The sequence below is a fragment of the Agrobacterium tumefaciens str. B6 genome (assembly GCF_001541315.1).
Taxonomy (GTDB): Bacteria; Pseudomonadota; Alphaproteobacteria; order Rhizobiales; family Rhizobiaceae; genus Agrobacterium; species Agrobacterium radiobacter.
On record NZ_LMVK01000001.1, the window covers coordinates 538,009 to 555,697 of the forward strand.

Here is a 17,689-nt window from a genome sequence, read left to right on the forward strand (position 1 = left end):
TTCCCCGCTGAAGATGTGGGTGGGTCGAGCCCGAGGATGACGCCGAATGTGTGGGGAACATGTTGGAGCACGTAAAAATGCCGGGTCTGTGCCCGGCATTTTTGTTTCAATCGCATGAGACCGTTCGTGGTCACCCCGCCATGCGCATCTCGTGCGCCATGCCATGAAGCTGATGGCCGGAGGAGACGCGGAAGCCGCGGATGAGGTTCAGCAGCTCTTCGGTATCCACCGCCAGCGCTTCCGCCGAAGCCGTGGTTTCTTCCGCCATGGCGGCATTGTGCTGGGTGGCAACATCGAGCTGGTTGAGCGACGAAGAGATCGATCGTAGCGTCGTATCCTGTTCGGCAGCCGAGTGGGCGATCTTGCTGACGATCTCGTTGGCGGATTTGATCTGGTCCGAGATGCGCTTCAGCGCATCGCCGGCCTCGCCGACAAGCCGCACGCCATTTTCCACCTGGGCGGAAGAGCGGGCGATCTGGTCCTTGATCTCCTTGGCGGCGGCGGCGGATTTCTGCGCCAATTCGCGCACTTCCTGCGCCACCACGGCAAAGCCCTTGCCAGCCTCACCGGCACGCGCCGCTTCAACACCGGCATTCAGCGCCAGAAGGTTGGTCTGGAAGGCGATGTCGTCGATCACGCCGATGATGTTCGAAATCTGGTCGGAGGACTGCTCGATACCGCTCATCGCGGTAATCGCTTCTTCCACCACCCGGTCGCTGCGCATGGCTTCGGAGCTGACGGTGGTGACGCGCTTGGCAGCGTCGGCCGCCCCTTCCGCCGTCTGGCGCACCGCAACGGTCAGCTCGTCGAGCGCTGCGGAGGTTTCTTCCAGATTGGCGGCCTGCCGTTCGGTACGCTGTGAAAGCTCGTTTGAAGCCTTGCGGATTTCTTCCTTGGAGCCGCCAATATCGATGCTCTTGGAGTTCACCTTGGCCATGGCGGCATCGAGATGGGTCAGCGCCTCGTTGAAATTGTCGCGCAGCGCCGCGTAACGGCTGCCAAGATCGCCGCAACGCACGGTCAGATCGCCGCCAGCGAGCTTCTCCAGGGACTCGCCGATGGTGGCGACGACGCGTGCCTGCAATTCGGCCTCGTCACGCTGCATGTCGAGATTGTTCTGGCGCTCGGCATTGAGCTGCCGCTGCTGTTCTTCCTCACGGCGCTGCATGGCGTGGCGCTCGCGCACCTTGTCCTGAAGCGAGGCGGTGGCCTTCGCCATCATGCCCACTTCGTTGGTGAGGCCGGTATGGGGAATGGCAAGCGAGACGTTCTCATTGGCCACTTCGCCAAGCGCGCGGTGGATGTCGCCGAGCGGCTTCGAAATGCCACGGATGACGTAGAAAGCGGCGGCAAGCGCCAGCACGAAGATCAGCGCGCCGATCGACAGCGCCTTCATCACATCGCCGCGAACCTGCGCGTTCAGATCATCGATGTAAACGCCGGTCACGACCACCACCTGCCAGGGCTCAAAGGCAAGGGCATAGGAGCTCTTGGCGTAATCATTGCCTTCCATACCGGGCTTCGGACCGTAGAAATCCGTTGGGCCGCCGCCATTGCGGCCAAGCCGCACCAATTCGTCACGATAGGCGAAACCCTTGCTGTCAGGCTTGCCCTTGAAGCTTTCGCCGACGCGCTTGGCATCGGGGTGGAACTTCATCGTCACGTCGTAGTCGTAACCGAAGAGATAGCCGTCGGGAGTGAAGCGCATGGCGCTGACAGTCGCGTAAGCCTGCTTCATGGCCTCGTCGCGCGAAAGCGTTCCGGCCTTTTCCTTGTCGTGGAAGGATTGCAGGATGGAGATCGCCGATTGCACCTGCGTCCGCAGCATGCCGTAGCGTTCCTCATAGATAGCATCGGTGGCGGATTTCAGCTGGTAAAACGTCGCCACGGCGAAGGCGGCCATCAGGGCCACCACGAGAACGATCAGTTGACGGGAAATGGAAAGGTTCTTCATGGGCGCTCACAAGCGTTTGGAATCGCGCGCCTGAAAATGCCGCGCGGTACCGATGTTTCAGAGAAGGGAGAGGCGCATGATGCGCGATAAAAGGCCAGAAAAGCGCGTGTCCCCGCCGTGGCCTCATCCTGTGCTGCATCGCACTATAAACCCACTTAGCGGCTAAAAATTTGAATAAATATTTAATTAGCGAAGGCTTTATCAGGCCTTATAGGCAGAATACGCGGCGGAGAAAGCAACATTCCCCGCATGGTTGCAGCGTCATTTCGGGAATACAGCGATGACGCGATTATTTGACGTTCGTCATCAAAAACGTCTTCGGCCGGTCAGTTGCCGCGCAATTTGAAATCCGGGAACTGGGGCGCGCCGATCACCGAGGCGCTGGCAGGCTCGGCTGCATTTTCGGTGGAAAGTTCCTTGACGGCTGCCGTGGTCGTCGTCACGTCGATGCCGGCCGGTGTCGAAACCGTCTCAACCGGATGTGCCGCGGGTTCCGACTCGTCATAGGTCGCGATGGCGGTGCTGGAGGTTTCCGTCATCCATGCGGGATTGGTGCTGACGAAGGTGACGGGCGCACCGCCAAGCCAGGCTTCGGTGCGCACCAGGGTGCGCTTGCCGTCGACTTCGCGCATTTCCGTGTGCTGCGTGCCAGGCTCAATGGAGGGAACCGCATAACCCTGCGTTACGGCTTTGCCCTTCACGGGCTGGCAGCCCGCGCAATCGCGGCGAACGAAGCTGCCATTGGCCACGTGCACGCCGTTTATATATTCGATGGAAGATGCCATCGCCGACCCGCCGGTCAGCGCGATAACAGCTGTCAGAAAAAGACGACGCATCGAAAACCCCCGAAATGACGGCGCGGCCTCGTGATCGAGGCACAGTGCGCCATTCAATATTCCGGCAAGTATTACCGATGTTTCGTTTCCATCGGGTCAGCAAACTTGGTAAAAATTGAACGAAATATTCGCTCCCAACCCCATTTTCCTTAAGGATCAGGCCTTTTCGCGCGCGACAGCCTGCCAGCCGATATCGCGGCGGCAAAAGCCGTTTTCCCACTCCACCTTGTCCGCCAGCGCATAGGCGCGGGCCTGCGCTTCCGTCACTGTCTTTCCAAGGGCGGTGACGTTCAGCACGCGTCCACCCGTCGCCACCAGACTGCCGTCCTTCAGCGCGGTTCCGGCATGGAAGACCTTCGCCTCTTCGCTCGCCTCGGGAATATGGGCGATCGGCGTATTCTTGTCGTAAGCGCCGGGATAACCCTTCGAGGCAAGAACGACAGTCAGCGCTGCGTCGTCGCTCCATTCCGCCTCAACCTTGTCCAGCGTGCCGGTGGCGGTGGCGTAGAGGATCGGCAGCAGATCGCTTTTCAGGCGCATCATCAGCACCTGGCATTCGGGATCGCCGAAACGGACGTTATATTCGATGAGTTCCGGGCCCTTGGCGGTAATCATCAGGCCGGCGAAGAACACGCCGGAGAAGGGATTACCATCCTTGGCCATGCCCGAGATCGTCGGCTCGATGATTTCCTTCATAGTGCGCTCCACCATGGCCGATGTCATGACGGGGGCGGGAGAATAGGCGCCCATGCCGCCGGTATTCGGGCCGGTATCGCCATCGCCGACACGCTTGTGATCCTGCGCGGTGGCGAGCGCCAGCGCGGTCTTGCCGTCGGAAAGGCAGAAGAAGCTGGCTTCTTCGCCGTCGAGGAAGGCCTCCACCACCACTTCGGCGCCAGCTGCACCGAAAGCGCCGTCGAAACAGTCGTCGATCGCGGTAAGCGCTTCCGCTTCCGTCATAGCCACGGTTACGCCCTTGCCGGCGGCAAGTCCGTCCGCCTTGATGACGATCGGCGCACCCTGTGCACGAACATAGTCCTTGGCCGGTTCGGCAGTCTTGAAACGCTGGTAAGCGCCGGTCGGAATATCGTAGCGCGCACAGAGATCCTTGGTGAAGCCCTTGGAGCCTTCAAGCTGGGCCGCCGCTTTCGACGGTCCGAAGGTGGCGATGCCGGCGGCACGCAGATCATCCGCCAGACCCGCAACCAGCGGCGCTTCCGGGCCGACGACAACGAAGTCGATTGCCTTTTCTTTCGTAAAGGCGATGACGGCCGCATGGTCTTCCACATCAAGCGAAACGAGTGTCGCGTGGTCGGCGATGCCGGGATTGCCGGGGGCGGCATAAAATTCTTCAAGCAAGGGAGACTGGGCGATTTTCCACGCCAGCGCATGTTCGCGTCCGCCGGAACCGATCAACAGAACTTTCATGGTCAATACCCCTGCAAATTCGCCAGTAACCTTGTGTCAGGGGCGTTAAGGGCAGGGGGGCGAAAGGTCAAGGAGAAAGCGCCGCAAATGCCCGTCTTTCCCTTGAAGTCAGCCTTTCCTGTGGAATCGTTCCCGCCTCTTGTTGTCACGCCACAATCAGACATTATGTTCGCCGCTCCAGATGTGACATCAGAGAACCTCATGACCGCAGATAATGCCCGCCTCACCACGCTCATCGCCTCCGAAATCAACGCCCGCGCCGATCAGGTGAAGGCGGCGGTGGCCCTGCTGGACGAGGGCGCGACCGTTCCCTTCATCGCCCGTTACCGCAAGGAAGTGACCGGAGGACTTGATGATACCCAGCTGCGCACGCTTTCGGAACGTCTCGTCTATCTGCGCGAACTCAATGCGCGCCGCGCCTCCATCGTCGATTCCATCACCGGTCAGGGCAAGATGACCGACGAGCTGATGGTCAAGATCATGCAGGCCGGGACCAAGGCGGAGCTGGAAGACCTCTACCTGCCCTATAAGCCGAAGCGCCGCACCCGCGCGGAAATCGCCCGTGAACGCGGTCTCGGCCCGCTTGCGGAAGCCATCTGGGAAAACCGCGCTGCCGATCCGGCGAAATTGGCGGAAGCTTATGTGCAGGGCGAAGTGGCCGATGTGAAGGCGGCGCTTGAGGGCGCGCGCGACATCGTGGCTGAAACCATGACGGAAAATGCCGATCTGCTCGGCCGCCTGCGTGATTACATGCGCCAGAACGCCACCTTCCGCGCCAAGGTCGTGGACGGCAAACAGGCGACGGGCGAAAAATTCTCCGATTATTTCGATCATTTCGAGCGCTGGGCGACGGTGCCCGGCCACCGCGCGCTGGCCATGCTGCGCGGCTGGAACGAAGAAATTCTGACGCTGACGATCGATGTCGATGCGGATGATCCCTCACCGGTGAAACCCGCGCAGCGCACCATCGCCGCCGCCTTCGATATCCGCAATGCGGGGCCTGCCGATCAATGGCTGATGGAGGTCGCTGGCTGGACCTGGCGGGTGAAGCTTTCTATGTCGCTGTCGCTCGATCTGATGCGCGAGTTGCGCGAGCGGGCGGAAGAGGAGGCGATCAATGTCTTCGCCCGCAATCTGAAGGACCTGCTGCTGGCAGCCCCCGCCGGCTCCCGCGCCACCATGGGGCTTGATCCCGGCATCCGCACCGGCGTGAAGGTTGCGATCGTGGATGGTACCGGCAAGCTCCTGGACACCAGCACGGTCTATCCCTTCCCGCCGAAGAATGACGTGCGCGGTACGCAGGCGGAACTCGCTTTGCTCATTCGCAAACACAATGTCGAGCTGATCGCCATCGGCAACGGCACGGGCAGCCGCGAGACGGAAAAGCTGGTGGCCGATCTTCTGGCGCAGATGCCGGCTTCCGCTTCCGGTGCAAAGCCCACCAAGGTCATCGTCTCGGAAGCGGGCGCATCCGTTTATTCCGCTTCGGAGCGGGCGGCAGCGGAGTTCCCCAATCTCGACGTTTCGTTGCGCGGCGCCGTTTCCATCGCCCGCCGTCTTCAGGATCCGCTGGCGGAACTGGTGAAGATCGAGCCAAAATCCATCGGTGTCGGCCAGTACCAACATGATGTCGATCAGGGCCGTCTCAGCCGCTCACTCGATGCTGTGGTGGAAGATGCGGTGAACGCCGTCGGCGTCGATCTCAACACGGCCTCGTCGCCGCTTCTGGCGCGGGTCTCCGGTCTCGGCAGCTCGATTGCCGATGCCATCGTCGCCCATCGTGACCAGACCGGGCCGTTTGCCAGCCGCAAGGAATTGCTGAAGGTGCCGCGCCTCGGCCAGCGCACCTTCGAGCAATGCGCGGGCTTCCTGCGCATCCCGAACGGCAAGGAGCCGCTGGATGCTTCCTCGGTTCACCCGGAGGCCTATGGCGTGGCGAAAAAGATCGTTGCCGCCTGCGGCCGCGATCTGCGTTCGCTGATGGGCGACAGCGCCGCGCTGAAGGCGCTTGATCCGAAGACGTTCATCGACGAGCAATTCGGTCTGCCCACCGTAAAAGACATCATCGCCGAACTGGAAAAGCCCGGCCGCGACCCGCGCCCGAGCTTCAAGACCGCGACCTTTGCCGAAGGTGTGGACGAGATCACCGATCTGAAACCGGGCATGCTGCTGGAGGGTACGGTCACCAATGTCGCCGCCTTTGGCGCCTTCGTGGATATCGGCGTGCATCAGGACGGGCTTGTGCATGTGTCGCAGCTTGCCGATCGTTTCGTGAAAGACCCGCATGAGGTCGTCAAGGCGGGCGATGTCGTCAAGGTACGAGTCGTGGAAGTGGACGTGAAGCGCAAGCGCATCGGCCTCACCATGCGTAAGGATGGCGGCGAGGCAGCGCCGCAGCCGATGCGTGAAAAGGGCAATGCCAGCGCCATGCGCCACGCGACATCAAAACCGAAAGAGCGCAACGAGGGGTCGCAAACCGGTGGTGCGCTTGCCGCCGCGCTGGCTGAAGCCATGAAGCGGCGCTGACCCTGGGTTGAAATGATTTTTTACCAAAAAGCCTCGCCGTATACCCCGGCGGGGCTTTTTCCTTGATGAAATCGTTCAATTTTTTTGAAATAAGACTATCTTGAAACTTGTGCCGAAAGGAATACGGTCTGCAAAATTGATAAGTGAGACTTAGCAATTGGGGGTGCCATGGCGTCGTCTCTGCATGTTCTTCTCGAAAAGATAATCAAGATCGGTGATCTCACCGTCAACAGCCCGGGCGGCAGCCGCACTTTCGGCAACGGCACGGGAAAAAAGGTGGTTCTGAACTTCACCGATGAAGCCGCCATGCAGGAGATAGCCGCCGATCCGGCGCTGAAGCTCGCTGAAATGTACATGGAGGGCCGGGCGAAGGTCGCAGAAGGCGACATCTACGATTTCCTCGCACTGGTCAAAGGCAACACGCTGAGCGAGGCGCTGTCCTTCGGCATGGTCTGGCGCGGCATGGCGCGCATCATCGCCGCCCGCATCAAGATGCATCTGCCGGTCAATCACAACAAGAGCAATGTCGCCCATCATTATGACCTGAGCGCCAAGCTGTTCGATCTCTTCCTTGATGAGGACTGGCAATATTCCTGCGCCTATTTCAATCCGCCCGGCATCAGCCTTTATGAGGCGCAGGTCGCCAAGAAACGGCATATAGCGGCCAAGCTGATGACCGAGCCGGGCCAGAGCGTGCTGGAAATCGGCTCCGGCTGGGGCGGTATGGCGATGTATATCGCTGAAAGCGCCGGTGCCGACGTGACCGGCATCACGCTCAGCGAGGAACAGCTGCGCGTTTCCCGCGATCGTGCGGCAAAACGGGGCCTTGCCGGTAATGTCCGCTTCGAATTGCAGGATTACCGCTATCTGCCGGCCTCGAAGAAATATGACCGCATCGTTTCCGTCGGCATGTTCGAACATGTCGGGCCGACGCATTATCGCGATTATTTCGACAAGGTGGCGGAGGTGCTGGACGACAGGGGCGTGATGGTGCTGCATTCCATCGGCCAGCCCAGCCCTGCACTGGCGACCAATCCCTTCATCGAAAAATATATTTTCCCCGGTGGGTACATACCCTCGCTTGCCGAGGTGCTGCCGTCGATCCAGAAATCCGGGCTGCTGGTGAAGGATATCGAAATCCTGCCCATGCATTATGCGCATACGCTCAGGCATTGGCGTGAGCGTTTCGTGGCGCGCAAGGCGGAAGCGATAGCGCTTTACGACGAACGTTTCTTCCGCATGTGGGAATTTTATCTGGCGGGGTCGGAAATGGCCTTTACCCACGAAAATTTCCATATCTTCCAGATCCAGCTCGCCAAGGACCGCGATGCCGTTCCGCATAATCGCGACTACATTGCGCAGAACGAGGCGAAGCTGCTGGAGTTCGAGAAGACCCGTGCGCCACTCGAGAAGGTGACGTTCTAAGGTGTTTCCCCGTCATGCCGGCTCAGGGCCGGAATGACGGGGAAGTAGCCGCCGGTTTGCTTTCCCGCTCTGGTTAATGAAATGGAAAGACAATCCCTCTAATTCTACGGGCACCTTGTCTGTATTGCGTTTCTGGGGTTCTTTCATGTTCAAGCCATCAGCGGCCGCCGCCGCCTGTGTCCTGTCGCTTTTTGCCGTGGGCAATGCCCATGCGGAAGGCTGGTTTTCGGGCGACTGGTATCTGAAGCTCGGTGGTGCGGGTTTCACCGCGCCGAAATATCAGGGCGACAACAAGAATGAATTCGGCTTTTCGCCCATCATTTCGCTCGGCCGTCAGGGGCAGGGCGCACGTTTTACCTCGCGCAACGACAGCGCCTCGATTTCGCTTCTGGACAATGGCCCGATCAGCATGGGTCTGGCCGGCAAGCTGGTTTCCCCACGTGACGAGGGCGATTCCGCCGATCTCAAGGGCATGACCCGCATCAAGCGCGGCGGCGAGCTTGGTGGTTTCGCCGAGGCTTATCCGACCGACTGGCTGCGCGTTCGCGGCGAAGTCCGTCAGGGTATCCGCAGCCATAGCGGCGTGGTCGGCGATGTTGCCGTCGATGCCTTCACCGATATCGCCCCCGGTATCCAGATTTCCGCCGGCCCGCGCGCCACGTGGGTGAGCAGCAAGTACAATGAGCGTTATTACGGCGTCAGTGCCGCACAGACGGCCGCCGGTGCGCCATCGCCCTATAGCCCGGGCGGCGGCCTGCATTCCGCCGGCATCGGCGCCGCCATCACCTGGAAGGTCACCGAGAACGCCGAAGTCGGGTCGTTTGCGGAATATCGCCGCCTGACCGGTGATGCCGCCGATAGCTCGCTGGTGCGCGAGCGCGGCTCGAAAAACCAGTTCATCATCGGTGTTCAGGCAAGCTATAAATTCAATTTTTCGCTGCCCTGAGACAAGAAACCGAATGTCTGAGGTTGATGGCCCGCAGGAAACCGTTGCGGGCCTTGATGTTTCTGCCAATCCGCGTTCGACGTCATCCTCGGGCTTGACCCGAGGATCCATTGATTTCAACGGGTTGTGGATCCTAGGGTCAAGCTCGAGGATGACGTCGGTGAGGTTTTCGCTTTGCCGGTGGCGTGTTGCAATCCGCCAAGAACCGCGCATCTTTGCACTTTGAAAACCGTTCCGATTTTTCCGCCGATGCTGTAGAACCATCCTTATGGTTCACCACAGCGATTTGTCAGACCGCGTTTCCGACGCGCCATCCAACAACTGGGTCTATCGGATTTTGCCGAGGTCCCTCTGGCCCTATGCGCAGCTTGCACGATGGGATCGCCCCATCGGCTGGCAATTGTTGATGTGGCCGTGTTTCTGGTCCGCGGCCCTTGCGGCCAATGTGGCGGTGGCAAGCGGCGGCTTTTCCTGGGCGACACTGATCTGGCATCTGGCGTTGTTCTTCATCGGGTCGGTGGCGATGCGTGGTGCGGGCTGCACCTATAATGATCTGGCCGACCACAAGATCGACATGGCCGTGGCGCGCACCCGTTCGCGGCCGCTGCCTTCCGGCCGCGTGAGCCGGATGCAGGCCAAGGTCTTCATCGTCCTGCAGGCGCTTGCCGGGCTCGTCGTGCTTTTGCAGTTCAACAGTTTCGCAATCGCGACCGGCATATTCTCGCTGGTTTTCGTGGCGATCTATCCCTTCGCCAAGCGCTTCACCAACTGGCCGCAATTTTTCCTCGGCCTTGCCTTTTCCTGGGGCGCGCTGATGGGCTGGGCCGGGCAATTCGGATCGCTCGCCTGGCCGGCTGTCCTGCTTTATGTCGGCTCCATCGCCTGGACGATCGGTTATGATACAATCTACGCCCATCAGGACAAGGAAGATGACACCGCGGTGGGCATCGGTTCGACCGCCCTGCTGTTTGGCGAGAACACACATCGCTGGCTGGTTTTCCTTTATGGCACAGCCCTTGCCATGATGTTCCTGTCGTTCTGGATGGCGGACGTTAACATCATTGCCTATAGCGGCCTTGCCGCTGCCGCGCTCATGCTGTTCCGCCAGGTCTGGGTGCTCGATATCGATGACGTGGACCAGTGCCTCGTGCTGTTCAAATCCAACAACCGCGTCGGCGTGCTGATTTTCGCAGGCCTGATCCTGTCGCTGTTGCTGGCGTAAGCCGTGAAAATACGGAATGGAAAAAGCCCGGCCGCGTCATCCGCGCCGGGCTTTTTGATTTGTCTGGCTGAAGATTATCAGCTGCGGGCGATGATTTCCTTGCCCTCGATCTTCATGCTCATGCCGAGCGAACCGGTGGAGCGGCGAACGAGGAAGCGGGGACGGCGTTCCGCGAAATAGGAATGGCGGCGGCGCGGACGGGTATTCTGGGTGCGCACCTTGCCGAGATGTTCTTCCAGCGGACGGGCAACGCCATCGGCTTCCACCATCAGCATGGGAATGCGGTAGGCTTCAGACCAGCTGCGCCAGTCGGCGGCGATATCGCAGAGATCGTGAGCGACGAGAAGCGGAACGCAGAGATCCGGATCGTCATGGTGCAGTTCCAGGGTCACCGTCACCTGTCCGTCGCCATGGTCGATGGCGCGGGCGGCAACACCCTTGAAAGCGCGGGCAGGCAGGGCGAAGGACAGAGGCAGGCCGGAAGAGGACAGAACCTTTCGCAGAACGGCGCCCCGTTCATCGAGAGTGACGGCGACATCGGTCGCGCCATTGCCTTTTCCATAGGTGACCTGTTGCGGAAAACGTGCCGGGTCGAGTCTGAGAGTGGCGACGGCCCAGTCGGGCTTCAGAACGGTCTTGGTCATGTTTATTCTACCCTTGTTTTACCTGAGAGCCGGTTTCCGGTCTTCTCATCGGGACTTTTCGTCCTCTGATGTCGGGAGAATATCCGCCGCATGTTCGAGACTGCTTAAAAATCGCGGTTAAGAAAACTTTGCATTCCCAAATGGTTAGCAAAACACACTGTGGCATGGTTTCGCTTAGGTAAAGCAGATCGAGACAATGCGGTTTTTATCCCGATCGGAATTGTGCTCTTTCAAGCTACGGGCAAGGCGCGTCATGCATAGTCATGCCAAGGCTTGCCGTGCGTCCGGATGGGCGCGCGATGGGTGGTTCAAAACCGGAGCTTTTGGTGTCCCCGAGGGGATGCGCTGTGCTCCAGGGGGCATACGGATGGTATCGACTTATCTCAGCTACGACCTCATCAACCGCGATATGAAGGCAAGCATCTCGCGCGTGTCGCAGCAGGGGCTCGTGGAGCGGCAGACGAAATATTACAAGGAAAACATCGGCAATGTGAAAAGCGTCGATGAATTCCTCGATAACTACCAGCTCTATTCCTATGCCATGGATGCCTTCGGTCTGGGCGAGATGACCTATGCCAAGGCCTTCATGAAAAAGGTGCTCGACAGCGACCTGAACGACCAGAACAGCTTCGCCAACAAGCTGACCGACGAGCGTTATCGGGAATTCGCCGCCGCCTTCAATTTCAGCTCTTCGACAAAGACCGTGCAGACAGACGCACAGCTCGACAAGATGATCGGGCTTTATGATACGTCGATCACCAATCTGAACAGCAGCCTTGCGGAAGAGACACGTTATTACAAGGCAATCATCGGCACGGTGACGAATGCCGACCAGCTGCTGCGCAACGACCGCACCCGCGCCTATATCTTCCAGGTCTTCGGCGTCGATGAGAAGACCTATTCCTATGCCCATATCAAGGGATTGATGACGAGCGACGTCAACGATCCCAATAGCTACATCAACCAAAAATACGGCGCGGCCTATAATGACGCGGTCGAAAAACTGACGATGAAGGGTAATATCGAACTGCATGCGCAGGTCACCACCCGGATTACGGCCATCGATACCGAACTTGCGGGCACGGGTCTGACAAACGAAGAGCGCACGAAACTCGAGGCGGAAAAGGTGACCCGCCAGGACCAGCTGACCCAGCTTGAGGCCGTTTTGCCACCAAAGGATGAGTGGGAGGCGAAGCTTGCGGCGATCAAGGCGGAACAGACGACGCTGTCGAACACCGTCACCCAATATAACAAGATGGCGCAGATCGCTAACGCCTTCGAGTTCAAGAATGACGGCACGGTAACTGCTGGCGGGGCACAGACGGCGGACAATCTGAAAGCCATCACGGACTCCTATATCGGCAGCGCAGCGCGTGTGACGCCGACCGTCGCGACGCTGAACCGCGATTACTTCGAATCGAAGATTGGTTCCATCACGACAGTAGAGGAACTGATGTCGGATGCGCGGCTTGTCAATTACATCAGAACGGCCTTCGACCTGAACGACCTGACCATCGTGCCGGCAACGATCAAGAACATCCTCACAAGCGATCTCAGCGATCCGAACAATTATATCGCGACCATGGGCAAGAACGACAAGCGTTACCTCGCCCTGAAAAACGCGTTCAACTTTCTACCCGACGGGACGCTCGCGGCCGGCACGACGCCGCAGACAACGACACAGACCGCGACGACCACCAGCGGTTACATGACCCATTACAATGATGCGGACGAGGCAGCTGACGCAAAGGCGCTCACGCTGTTCAAGAGCAGCATTGGCAAGGTCACAAGCGTCAATGATTTCCTCGGAACCAATGCGGTCTATACCTATGCGCTGAAGGCTGTCGGCCTCGATCCCGCCAAGGTGAACATCTCCGATATCCAGAGGGTGCTGACCAGCGACCTGCAGGACAAGAAGAGCTACGTTTATACGTTGAAGGATGATCGGTATGTGAAGCTTGCCGAACTCTTCAACTTCACCAAGGACGGTTCGGTCGGTGCACCCATTCTCGCGCAGTCGGAAATCGAGCTGCAGACCATGTCGGCCGACTACATCAAGAAGAAATCGGCTTTCGGTACAGCTAAGGACAAGGAGGCCGCCACGGCCGAGGCGAAATATTTCTCGGGCGAAATGCAGAAGATCAAGACGCTCAGTGAATTTCTGGCCAATGACCGCCTGACCAAATTCGCGATGGAATCGCTCGGCATTGACCCCACGAGCGTGACGAAAGAACAGCTGCAGAAGATATTCACGTCAAATCTTGATGACAAGGACAGCTACGTCAACAAGGAGATGGATCCGGTCTTCCGCCGCCTCGTCACCGCCTTCAATTTCGACACGGACGGCAAGCTCCTTCATGAAGACCGCAGCCTGATCCAGACCCGGCGCGGACTTTATGAAACGCTCGACAATTATCTGACCCAGACGCTGGAAACGCAGGCGGGCGAAGAAAACGCCGGCGTGCGACTGGCGCTCTATTTCAAGCGCATGGCGGCCGGGACGACATCCTATTATTCGATCCTTGCCGATACCGCGATCCAGAACTTCATCAAGACTACCTTTGGCATTCCCGATGAACTCGGTAATGCCGGCGTCGATACCCAGGTGGCGATGATGAAGAAATATTTCGACATCAAGGATTTTCAGGACCCGGATAAGGTCAAGAAGCTGATCGCCCGTTTCACCATCATGTACGACAATCAGCAGAACGTCGCCGATCCCATCATGACCCTGTTCAATGGCAGCGGCTCGGTGGGTATCAGCGGCGATACGTTGCTGGCGGTCGCGACGCTACGGGCACGATAGCTCGAAAAGAGGAAGGCCGGACATGTCCGGCCTTTGCCATACCCACTATCCCCTCACCACCCCGGCAGCATATGCCCGGCGCGCAGGCGCGGCATCTTGGGGTAGGTCTTCACATCATTGTCCATCTCGTCGGCAACGCTCATCGGCGAGATATTGTCGAGGCAGGCGGTGATGTGGGCGGGAATGGCATTCACCAGCGAAGGCGAGAGACCGGGGCGTTTCATCAGGCCGATCTGCACCGGCGGCAGCGGCGGGGAAACATCGGCGGCAGTCAGAACCTTCATGCCGGGGGGCCGCGCCGATTCCGGCAGCACCGAGACGGCCATACCGGCCAGCACGGCGGCGGCGACCACGGTGGAAGACCAGCTGGTAAACAGTACCTGATAATCCCGCCCATCGGCATCGAGGGCCGAACAGGCGAGCTGACGCCAGTGGCAGTCGCGCCGGCCCACGGCGAGCGGCACCGGCGCGTCATCCTTCAGCGGATGGTTGGCGGAGGCCACCCAGCAGAGCGGTTCAGTGCGCACCACATCCGAAGAGCGCGCGCGTGGATTATGGGTGACGAGGGCAATATCCAGTTCCCCGCGCGCCATTTTTTCGGCCAGGCTGACCGAGGGTTCGCAGACGATATAGAGCTCGACATTGGGGTGAGTCTTGGCAAAACGCCCGATGATCTCAGGCATGTAGCGGTCGGCATAGTCATCAGGTGTGCCGATGCGCAGCGTGCCTTCCAGCCTGTTGTCGTCGAAGGCGGCGATTGCCTCGTTATTAAGGCGGATGATGCGGCGGGCGTAATTCATCAGTTTTTCGCCCTCCGCCGTCAGGCGGTTGCCGCGCCCGTCCTTGGCGAAAAGCTGCTTGCCGATGCGTTCCTCAAGCCGGCGCATCTGCATGGAGACGGCGGATTGCGTCTTGAAGACGCGATCTGCGGCCTTGGTGAAGCTGCCCGTATCAACGATGGCGATGAAGGTGTGCAGCTGGTCTATGTCGAGAGGTGCGGACATGGATGGTCATCCATCAGAATGATTGATGCCTCACATTAGAAACATTCGTTGGACTGATCAATAGTCTTGCGACATTTTGACACCAAGCAAATCAATATCAACCCCGGGCCGACGAGATGTCGAGCCCTCAACCCGAGGCAGCTTCTCGCGCGTGGTGCGCCGGGAGCGGTGCCGCATCGTGCCGTTACGGAAGGATAAGTGTCATGCGCACGGCAGAACGGAGAATGGAACTGGAACTCGCAACCGGCAGGGAAAGCGATGCGCTTCGTCGCCTCGTTGTCGGTGTTGCTTCGACCGTGAAAACCTTTCTGCAGCGCATCTATAACCGTATCTGCGCCAATGAGCTGACGGAACTCGATGACCGCCTGCTTGCGGATGTCGGCCTGGTGCGATCGGATGTGACGAACGCGCTCAATACCGGCCTTTTCGATGACCCGACCGCCCATCTGACCCGGGCTGCACAGCTACGCTCGGTCACGCGGTTTGAGGCGCTCTAAGTTTTGTTCGCGCAACTCCGGCAGACCTCCAGCTGCCGGAACTGCTCCGAGCTGAAAAGTTTTCCCCGCAGGGTGATTTGCCAATAGCCCTGCCTTTGCCCGGTGTCAGGCCCCTCGGCCGCGCCGGGCTTTTTTAATGGCGGTGCAGCTTTAGTGCCAATGCCTCAATATTGATATTCCTCGAAGACCGGCAGCACCGAACCGCCCCAGCGGCCATTATAAAGCGCAAGCAGGTCTTCGGCGAGGGTGGTCTTCTTGGCCAGAACCTCATCCAGCGAGGACAGGAACACGGTCTCATCCTGGCCTTCGCCATTCAGGCGTTTGCGGTTTTTCAGGCCGGTGCGGGAAATGTCGAGCACCTCACGGGCGATGCCGAGGAGTGGCTTGCCGGCGATCTCTGCGGCCAGACCCTCGGCCGGTACGGCGTCGCGTAGCGCAATGACCTCATCGAAACTCCAGCCGGCCGTCAGTGCATCGGCAGCATCAAGCGCTTCCTGATCATAGAGAAGTCCGACCCAGAACGCCGGCAGGGCGCAGATGCGCCTCCACGGGCCGCCATCCGCACCGCGCATTTCGAGGAAGCGCTTCAGGCGCACATCCGGGAACAGGGTGGAAAGATGGTTCGTCCAGTCGCCCATTGTCGGCTGCCACTCGGCGATTTCGCCCTTTAGCGCGCCATTCATGAACTGACGGAAGGTGACATGGGTGCAATCGTGATATTTGCCGTCGCGCACGATGAAATACATCGGCACATCAAGCGCCCATTCCACATAGTCCTTGAAGCCGAAGTCATCTTTGAAGGTGAAGGGCAGCACGCCCGAGCGGCGATTGTCGGTGTCGCGCCAGATATCGCCGCGCCAGGAGAGCAGACCGTTCGGCTTGCCTTCGGTGAAGGGCGAAGAGGCAAAGAGCGCGGTTGCCAGCGACTGCAGCTTCATGGAAACGCGCATCTTCTGGCGCATGTCGGCTTCAGAGGAGAAATCGAGATTAACCTGAATGGTGCAGGTGCGGTACATCATGTCGAGACCTTTGGTCCCGACCTTCGGCATATAGCGCGTCATGATCGCGTAACGCGATTTCGGCATATGCGGCGTTTCGTCATAGCTCCACAACGGGCTGCCGCCGATGCCGAGGAAACGAATGCCCATCGGCTCGGCCACTTCGCGCACGGTCGCCAGATGCTGATTGGATTCCTTGCAGGTCTGATGCAGGTTTTCGAGCGGCGCGCCTGACAGTTCGAACTGGCCGCCCGGCTCGATGGAGATGGCCCCCATGCCGTGCTGTTCGCCAAGGCCGATGATGTTCTCACCGTCCATGATCGGCTCCCAGCCGAGCTTTTCCTGCATGCCCTTCAAAAGGGCCGAAATGCTGGCTTCGCCGAAATAGGGAACGGGACTGTTATCCTTGCGGAAAAAGGCGAATTTTTCGTGTTCGGTGCCGATGCGGAAATCGGCTTCAGCTTTGCAACCGCCTGCCAGATAATCTGTAAGCTCCGTGACGGAGGAGAGGGGTGTCTGGTCGGTCGTGTCGCGTGCCATGGCTTACCTTGTTATGACGTCTCTGTTGCGGCGAGGCATATGATTGGCAGATAGGGCCGGATCGTATCCGGAGGCAAATGAATTTCTTTTAAAGATGCATGAAGCGCAATGGTGCCTCTCAGTTCCAGTCGCCGATAACAGCCTGAATGACTGCAAGTGCGGCGACGGCGGCCGTGTCGGCCCTCAGGATTCGCGGCCCGAGCGGAATGGGGGTGACGAAGGAAAGGCCGCGCAGAAGCTCCCGCTCCTCTTCGGAAAATCCGCCTTCCGGGCCGACCAGCAGGGCAATTTTGCGTTCCGTGACGGATTGCAGGATTGGCAACGGATTTTGCCCCGCATCGCCTTCGTCACAATAGATGATGCGCCGGTCGTGAGGCCAGGACTCGAGCATGTCCTTCAGTTTCACAGGTTCGGCCACGTCGGGCAGGGACAGTATGCCGCACTGCTCGGCCGCCTCGATGGCGTTGGCGCGCAGTTTTTCGGTGTTGTGAATCTTGCCCTGAACATGCTGCGTCATCACCGGCTGCAACAGGCCGGCGCCCATTTCCACCGCCTTCTGCACCACATAATCCATGCGCCCGACTTTCAGCGGTGCGAAAAGATAATGCAGGTCAGGTGCATCCGGCTGCGGACGTGTCTGCTCGAGGGGCACGAGAATGATCTTCTTGCGGCTCGGAAAGGAAAGGCCCGTTTTCCATTCGCCGTCCCGCCCGTTGAACAGCAGGATTTCCGCGCCGTCGGTCATGCGCAGCACATTGACGAGATAGTTGAACTGTTCGGTTGTTGCCTCCTGCGCGACGCCTTCGGCAAGATTGGCTTCGATGTACAGGCGTTGCATCCGGAAATTAGCGCGCATGGGATTT

At 59.3% G+C, this 17,689-nt stretch carries 13 protein-coding genes; 6 read left to right on the plus strand and 7 right to left on the minus strand.

Going from position 1 to position 17,689, the window contains the following annotated elements; all coding sequences use genetic code 11:
- Positions 1 to 130 precede the first annotated feature (130 nt).
- From ASB65_RS02630 to purD, 3 genes are all read right to left on the minus strand, one after another.
- Positions 131 to 1,954 carry a methyl-accepting chemotaxis protein gene (locus ASB65_RS02630; RefSeq protein WP_060722933.1) on the minus strand — a complete coding sequence of 608 codons (1,824 nt, stop codon included), beginning with the start codon at positions 1,952 to 1,954 and terminating at the stop codon, positions 131 to 133.
- Positions 1,955 to 2,280: 326 nt separating this feature from the next.
- Positions 2,281 to 2,790: a plant virulence effector HPE1-like domain-containing protein gene (locus ASB65_RS02635; protein WP_060723030.1), complete on the minus strand. Its 510-nt coding sequence runs from the start codon at positions 2,788 to 2,790 to the stop codon at positions 2,281 to 2,283.
- Between the two features lie 156 nt (positions 2,791 to 2,946).
- Positions 2,947 to 4,218: a phosphoribosylamine--glycine ligase gene (gene purD, locus ASB65_RS02640; protein ID WP_060722934.1), complete on the minus strand. Its 1,272-nt coding sequence runs from the start codon at positions 4,216 to 4,218 to the stop codon at positions 2,947 to 2,949.
- Between the two features lie 201 nt (positions 4,219 to 4,419).
- On the opposite strand from purD, the gene ASB65_RS02645 reads away from it, so the two are divergent.
- The 4 genes from ASB65_RS02645 to ubiA all read left to right on the plus strand — a co-directional run bounded on the left by ASB65_RS02645 (position 4,420) and on the right by ubiA (position 10,337).
- Entirely contained in the window at positions 4,420 to 6,744 is a 2,325-nt protein-coding gene (locus ASB65_RS02645) for a Tex family protein (protein ID WP_060722935.1), read from the plus strand.
- 168 nt (positions 6,745 to 6,912) lie between these two features.
- The gene (locus ASB65_RS02650) at positions 6,913 to 8,169 is read left to right on the plus strand and encodes an SAM-dependent methyltransferase (RefSeq protein ID WP_060722936.1); all 1,257 of its coding nucleotides are present in this window, start codon (positions 6,913 to 6,915) and stop codon (positions 8,167 to 8,169) included.
- A gap of 145 nt (positions 8,170 to 8,314) precedes the next feature.
- Complete coding sequence (locus tag ASB65_RS02655) at positions 8,315 to 9,115, plus strand: MipA/OmpV family protein (protein ID WP_003503231.1); 801 nt, start codon at positions 8,315 to 8,317, stop codon at positions 9,113 to 9,115.
- Positions 9,116 to 9,383: 268 nt separating this feature from the next.
- Positions 9,384 to 10,337, plus strand: coding sequence for a 4-hydroxybenzoate octaprenyltransferase (gene ubiA / locus ASB65_RS02660; protein ID WP_060722937.1), 954 nt, complete (start codon positions 9,384 to 9,386; stop codon positions 10,335 to 10,337).
- 77 nt (positions 10,338 to 10,414) lie between these two features.
- Here the strand turns inward: ubiA and ASB65_RS02665 are convergent, their stop codons facing one another.
- Positions 10,415 to 10,981, minus strand: coding sequence for a DUF6101 family protein (locus ASB65_RS02665; protein ID WP_003503226.1), 567 nt, complete (start codon positions 10,979 to 10,981; stop codon positions 10,415 to 10,417).
- 367 nt (positions 10,982 to 11,348) lie between these two features.
- Here ASB65_RS02665 and ASB65_RS02670 point away from each other — a divergent pair, with 367 nt between their 5' ends.
- Positions 11,349 to 13,787 carry a DUF1217 domain-containing protein gene (locus tag ASB65_RS02670; RefSeq protein ID WP_060722938.1) on the plus strand — a complete coding sequence of 813 codons (2,439 nt, stop codon included), beginning with the start codon at positions 11,349 to 11,351 and terminating at the stop codon, positions 13,785 to 13,787.
- A gap of 53 nt (positions 13,788 to 13,840) precedes the next feature.
- On the opposite strand, the gene ASB65_RS02675 is transcribed toward ASB65_RS02670, so the two are convergent.
- Positions 13,841 to 14,791, minus strand: coding sequence for a LysR substrate-binding domain-containing protein (locus ASB65_RS02675; protein ID WP_060722939.1), 951 nt, complete (start codon positions 14,789 to 14,791; stop codon positions 13,841 to 13,843).
- Between the two features lie 203 nt (positions 14,792 to 14,994).
- Here ASB65_RS02675 and ASB65_RS02680 point away from each other — a divergent pair, with 203 nt between their 5' ends.
- Complete coding sequence (locus tag ASB65_RS02680) at positions 14,995 to 15,288, plus strand: DUF1127 domain-containing protein (RefSeq protein ID WP_060722940.1); 294 nt, start codon at positions 14,995 to 14,997, stop codon at positions 15,286 to 15,288.
- A gap of 164 nt (positions 15,289 to 15,452) precedes the next feature.
- On the opposite strand, the gene ASB65_RS02685 is transcribed toward ASB65_RS02680, so the two are convergent.
- Positions 15,453 to 16,826 carry a glutamate--cysteine ligase gene (locus ASB65_RS02685; RefSeq protein ID WP_060722941.1) on the minus strand — a complete coding sequence of 458 codons (1,374 nt, stop codon included), beginning with the start codon at positions 16,824 to 16,826 and terminating at the stop codon, positions 15,453 to 15,455.
- A 118-nt stretch (positions 16,827 to 16,944) separates the two neighbouring features.
- Positions 16,945 to 17,682: a 16S rRNA (uracil(1498)-N(3))-methyltransferase gene (locus tag ASB65_RS02690; protein WP_060722942.1), complete on the minus strand. Its 738-nt coding sequence runs from the start codon at positions 17,680 to 17,682 to the stop codon at positions 16,945 to 16,947.
- Positions 17,683 to 17,689 lie beyond the last annotated feature (7 nt).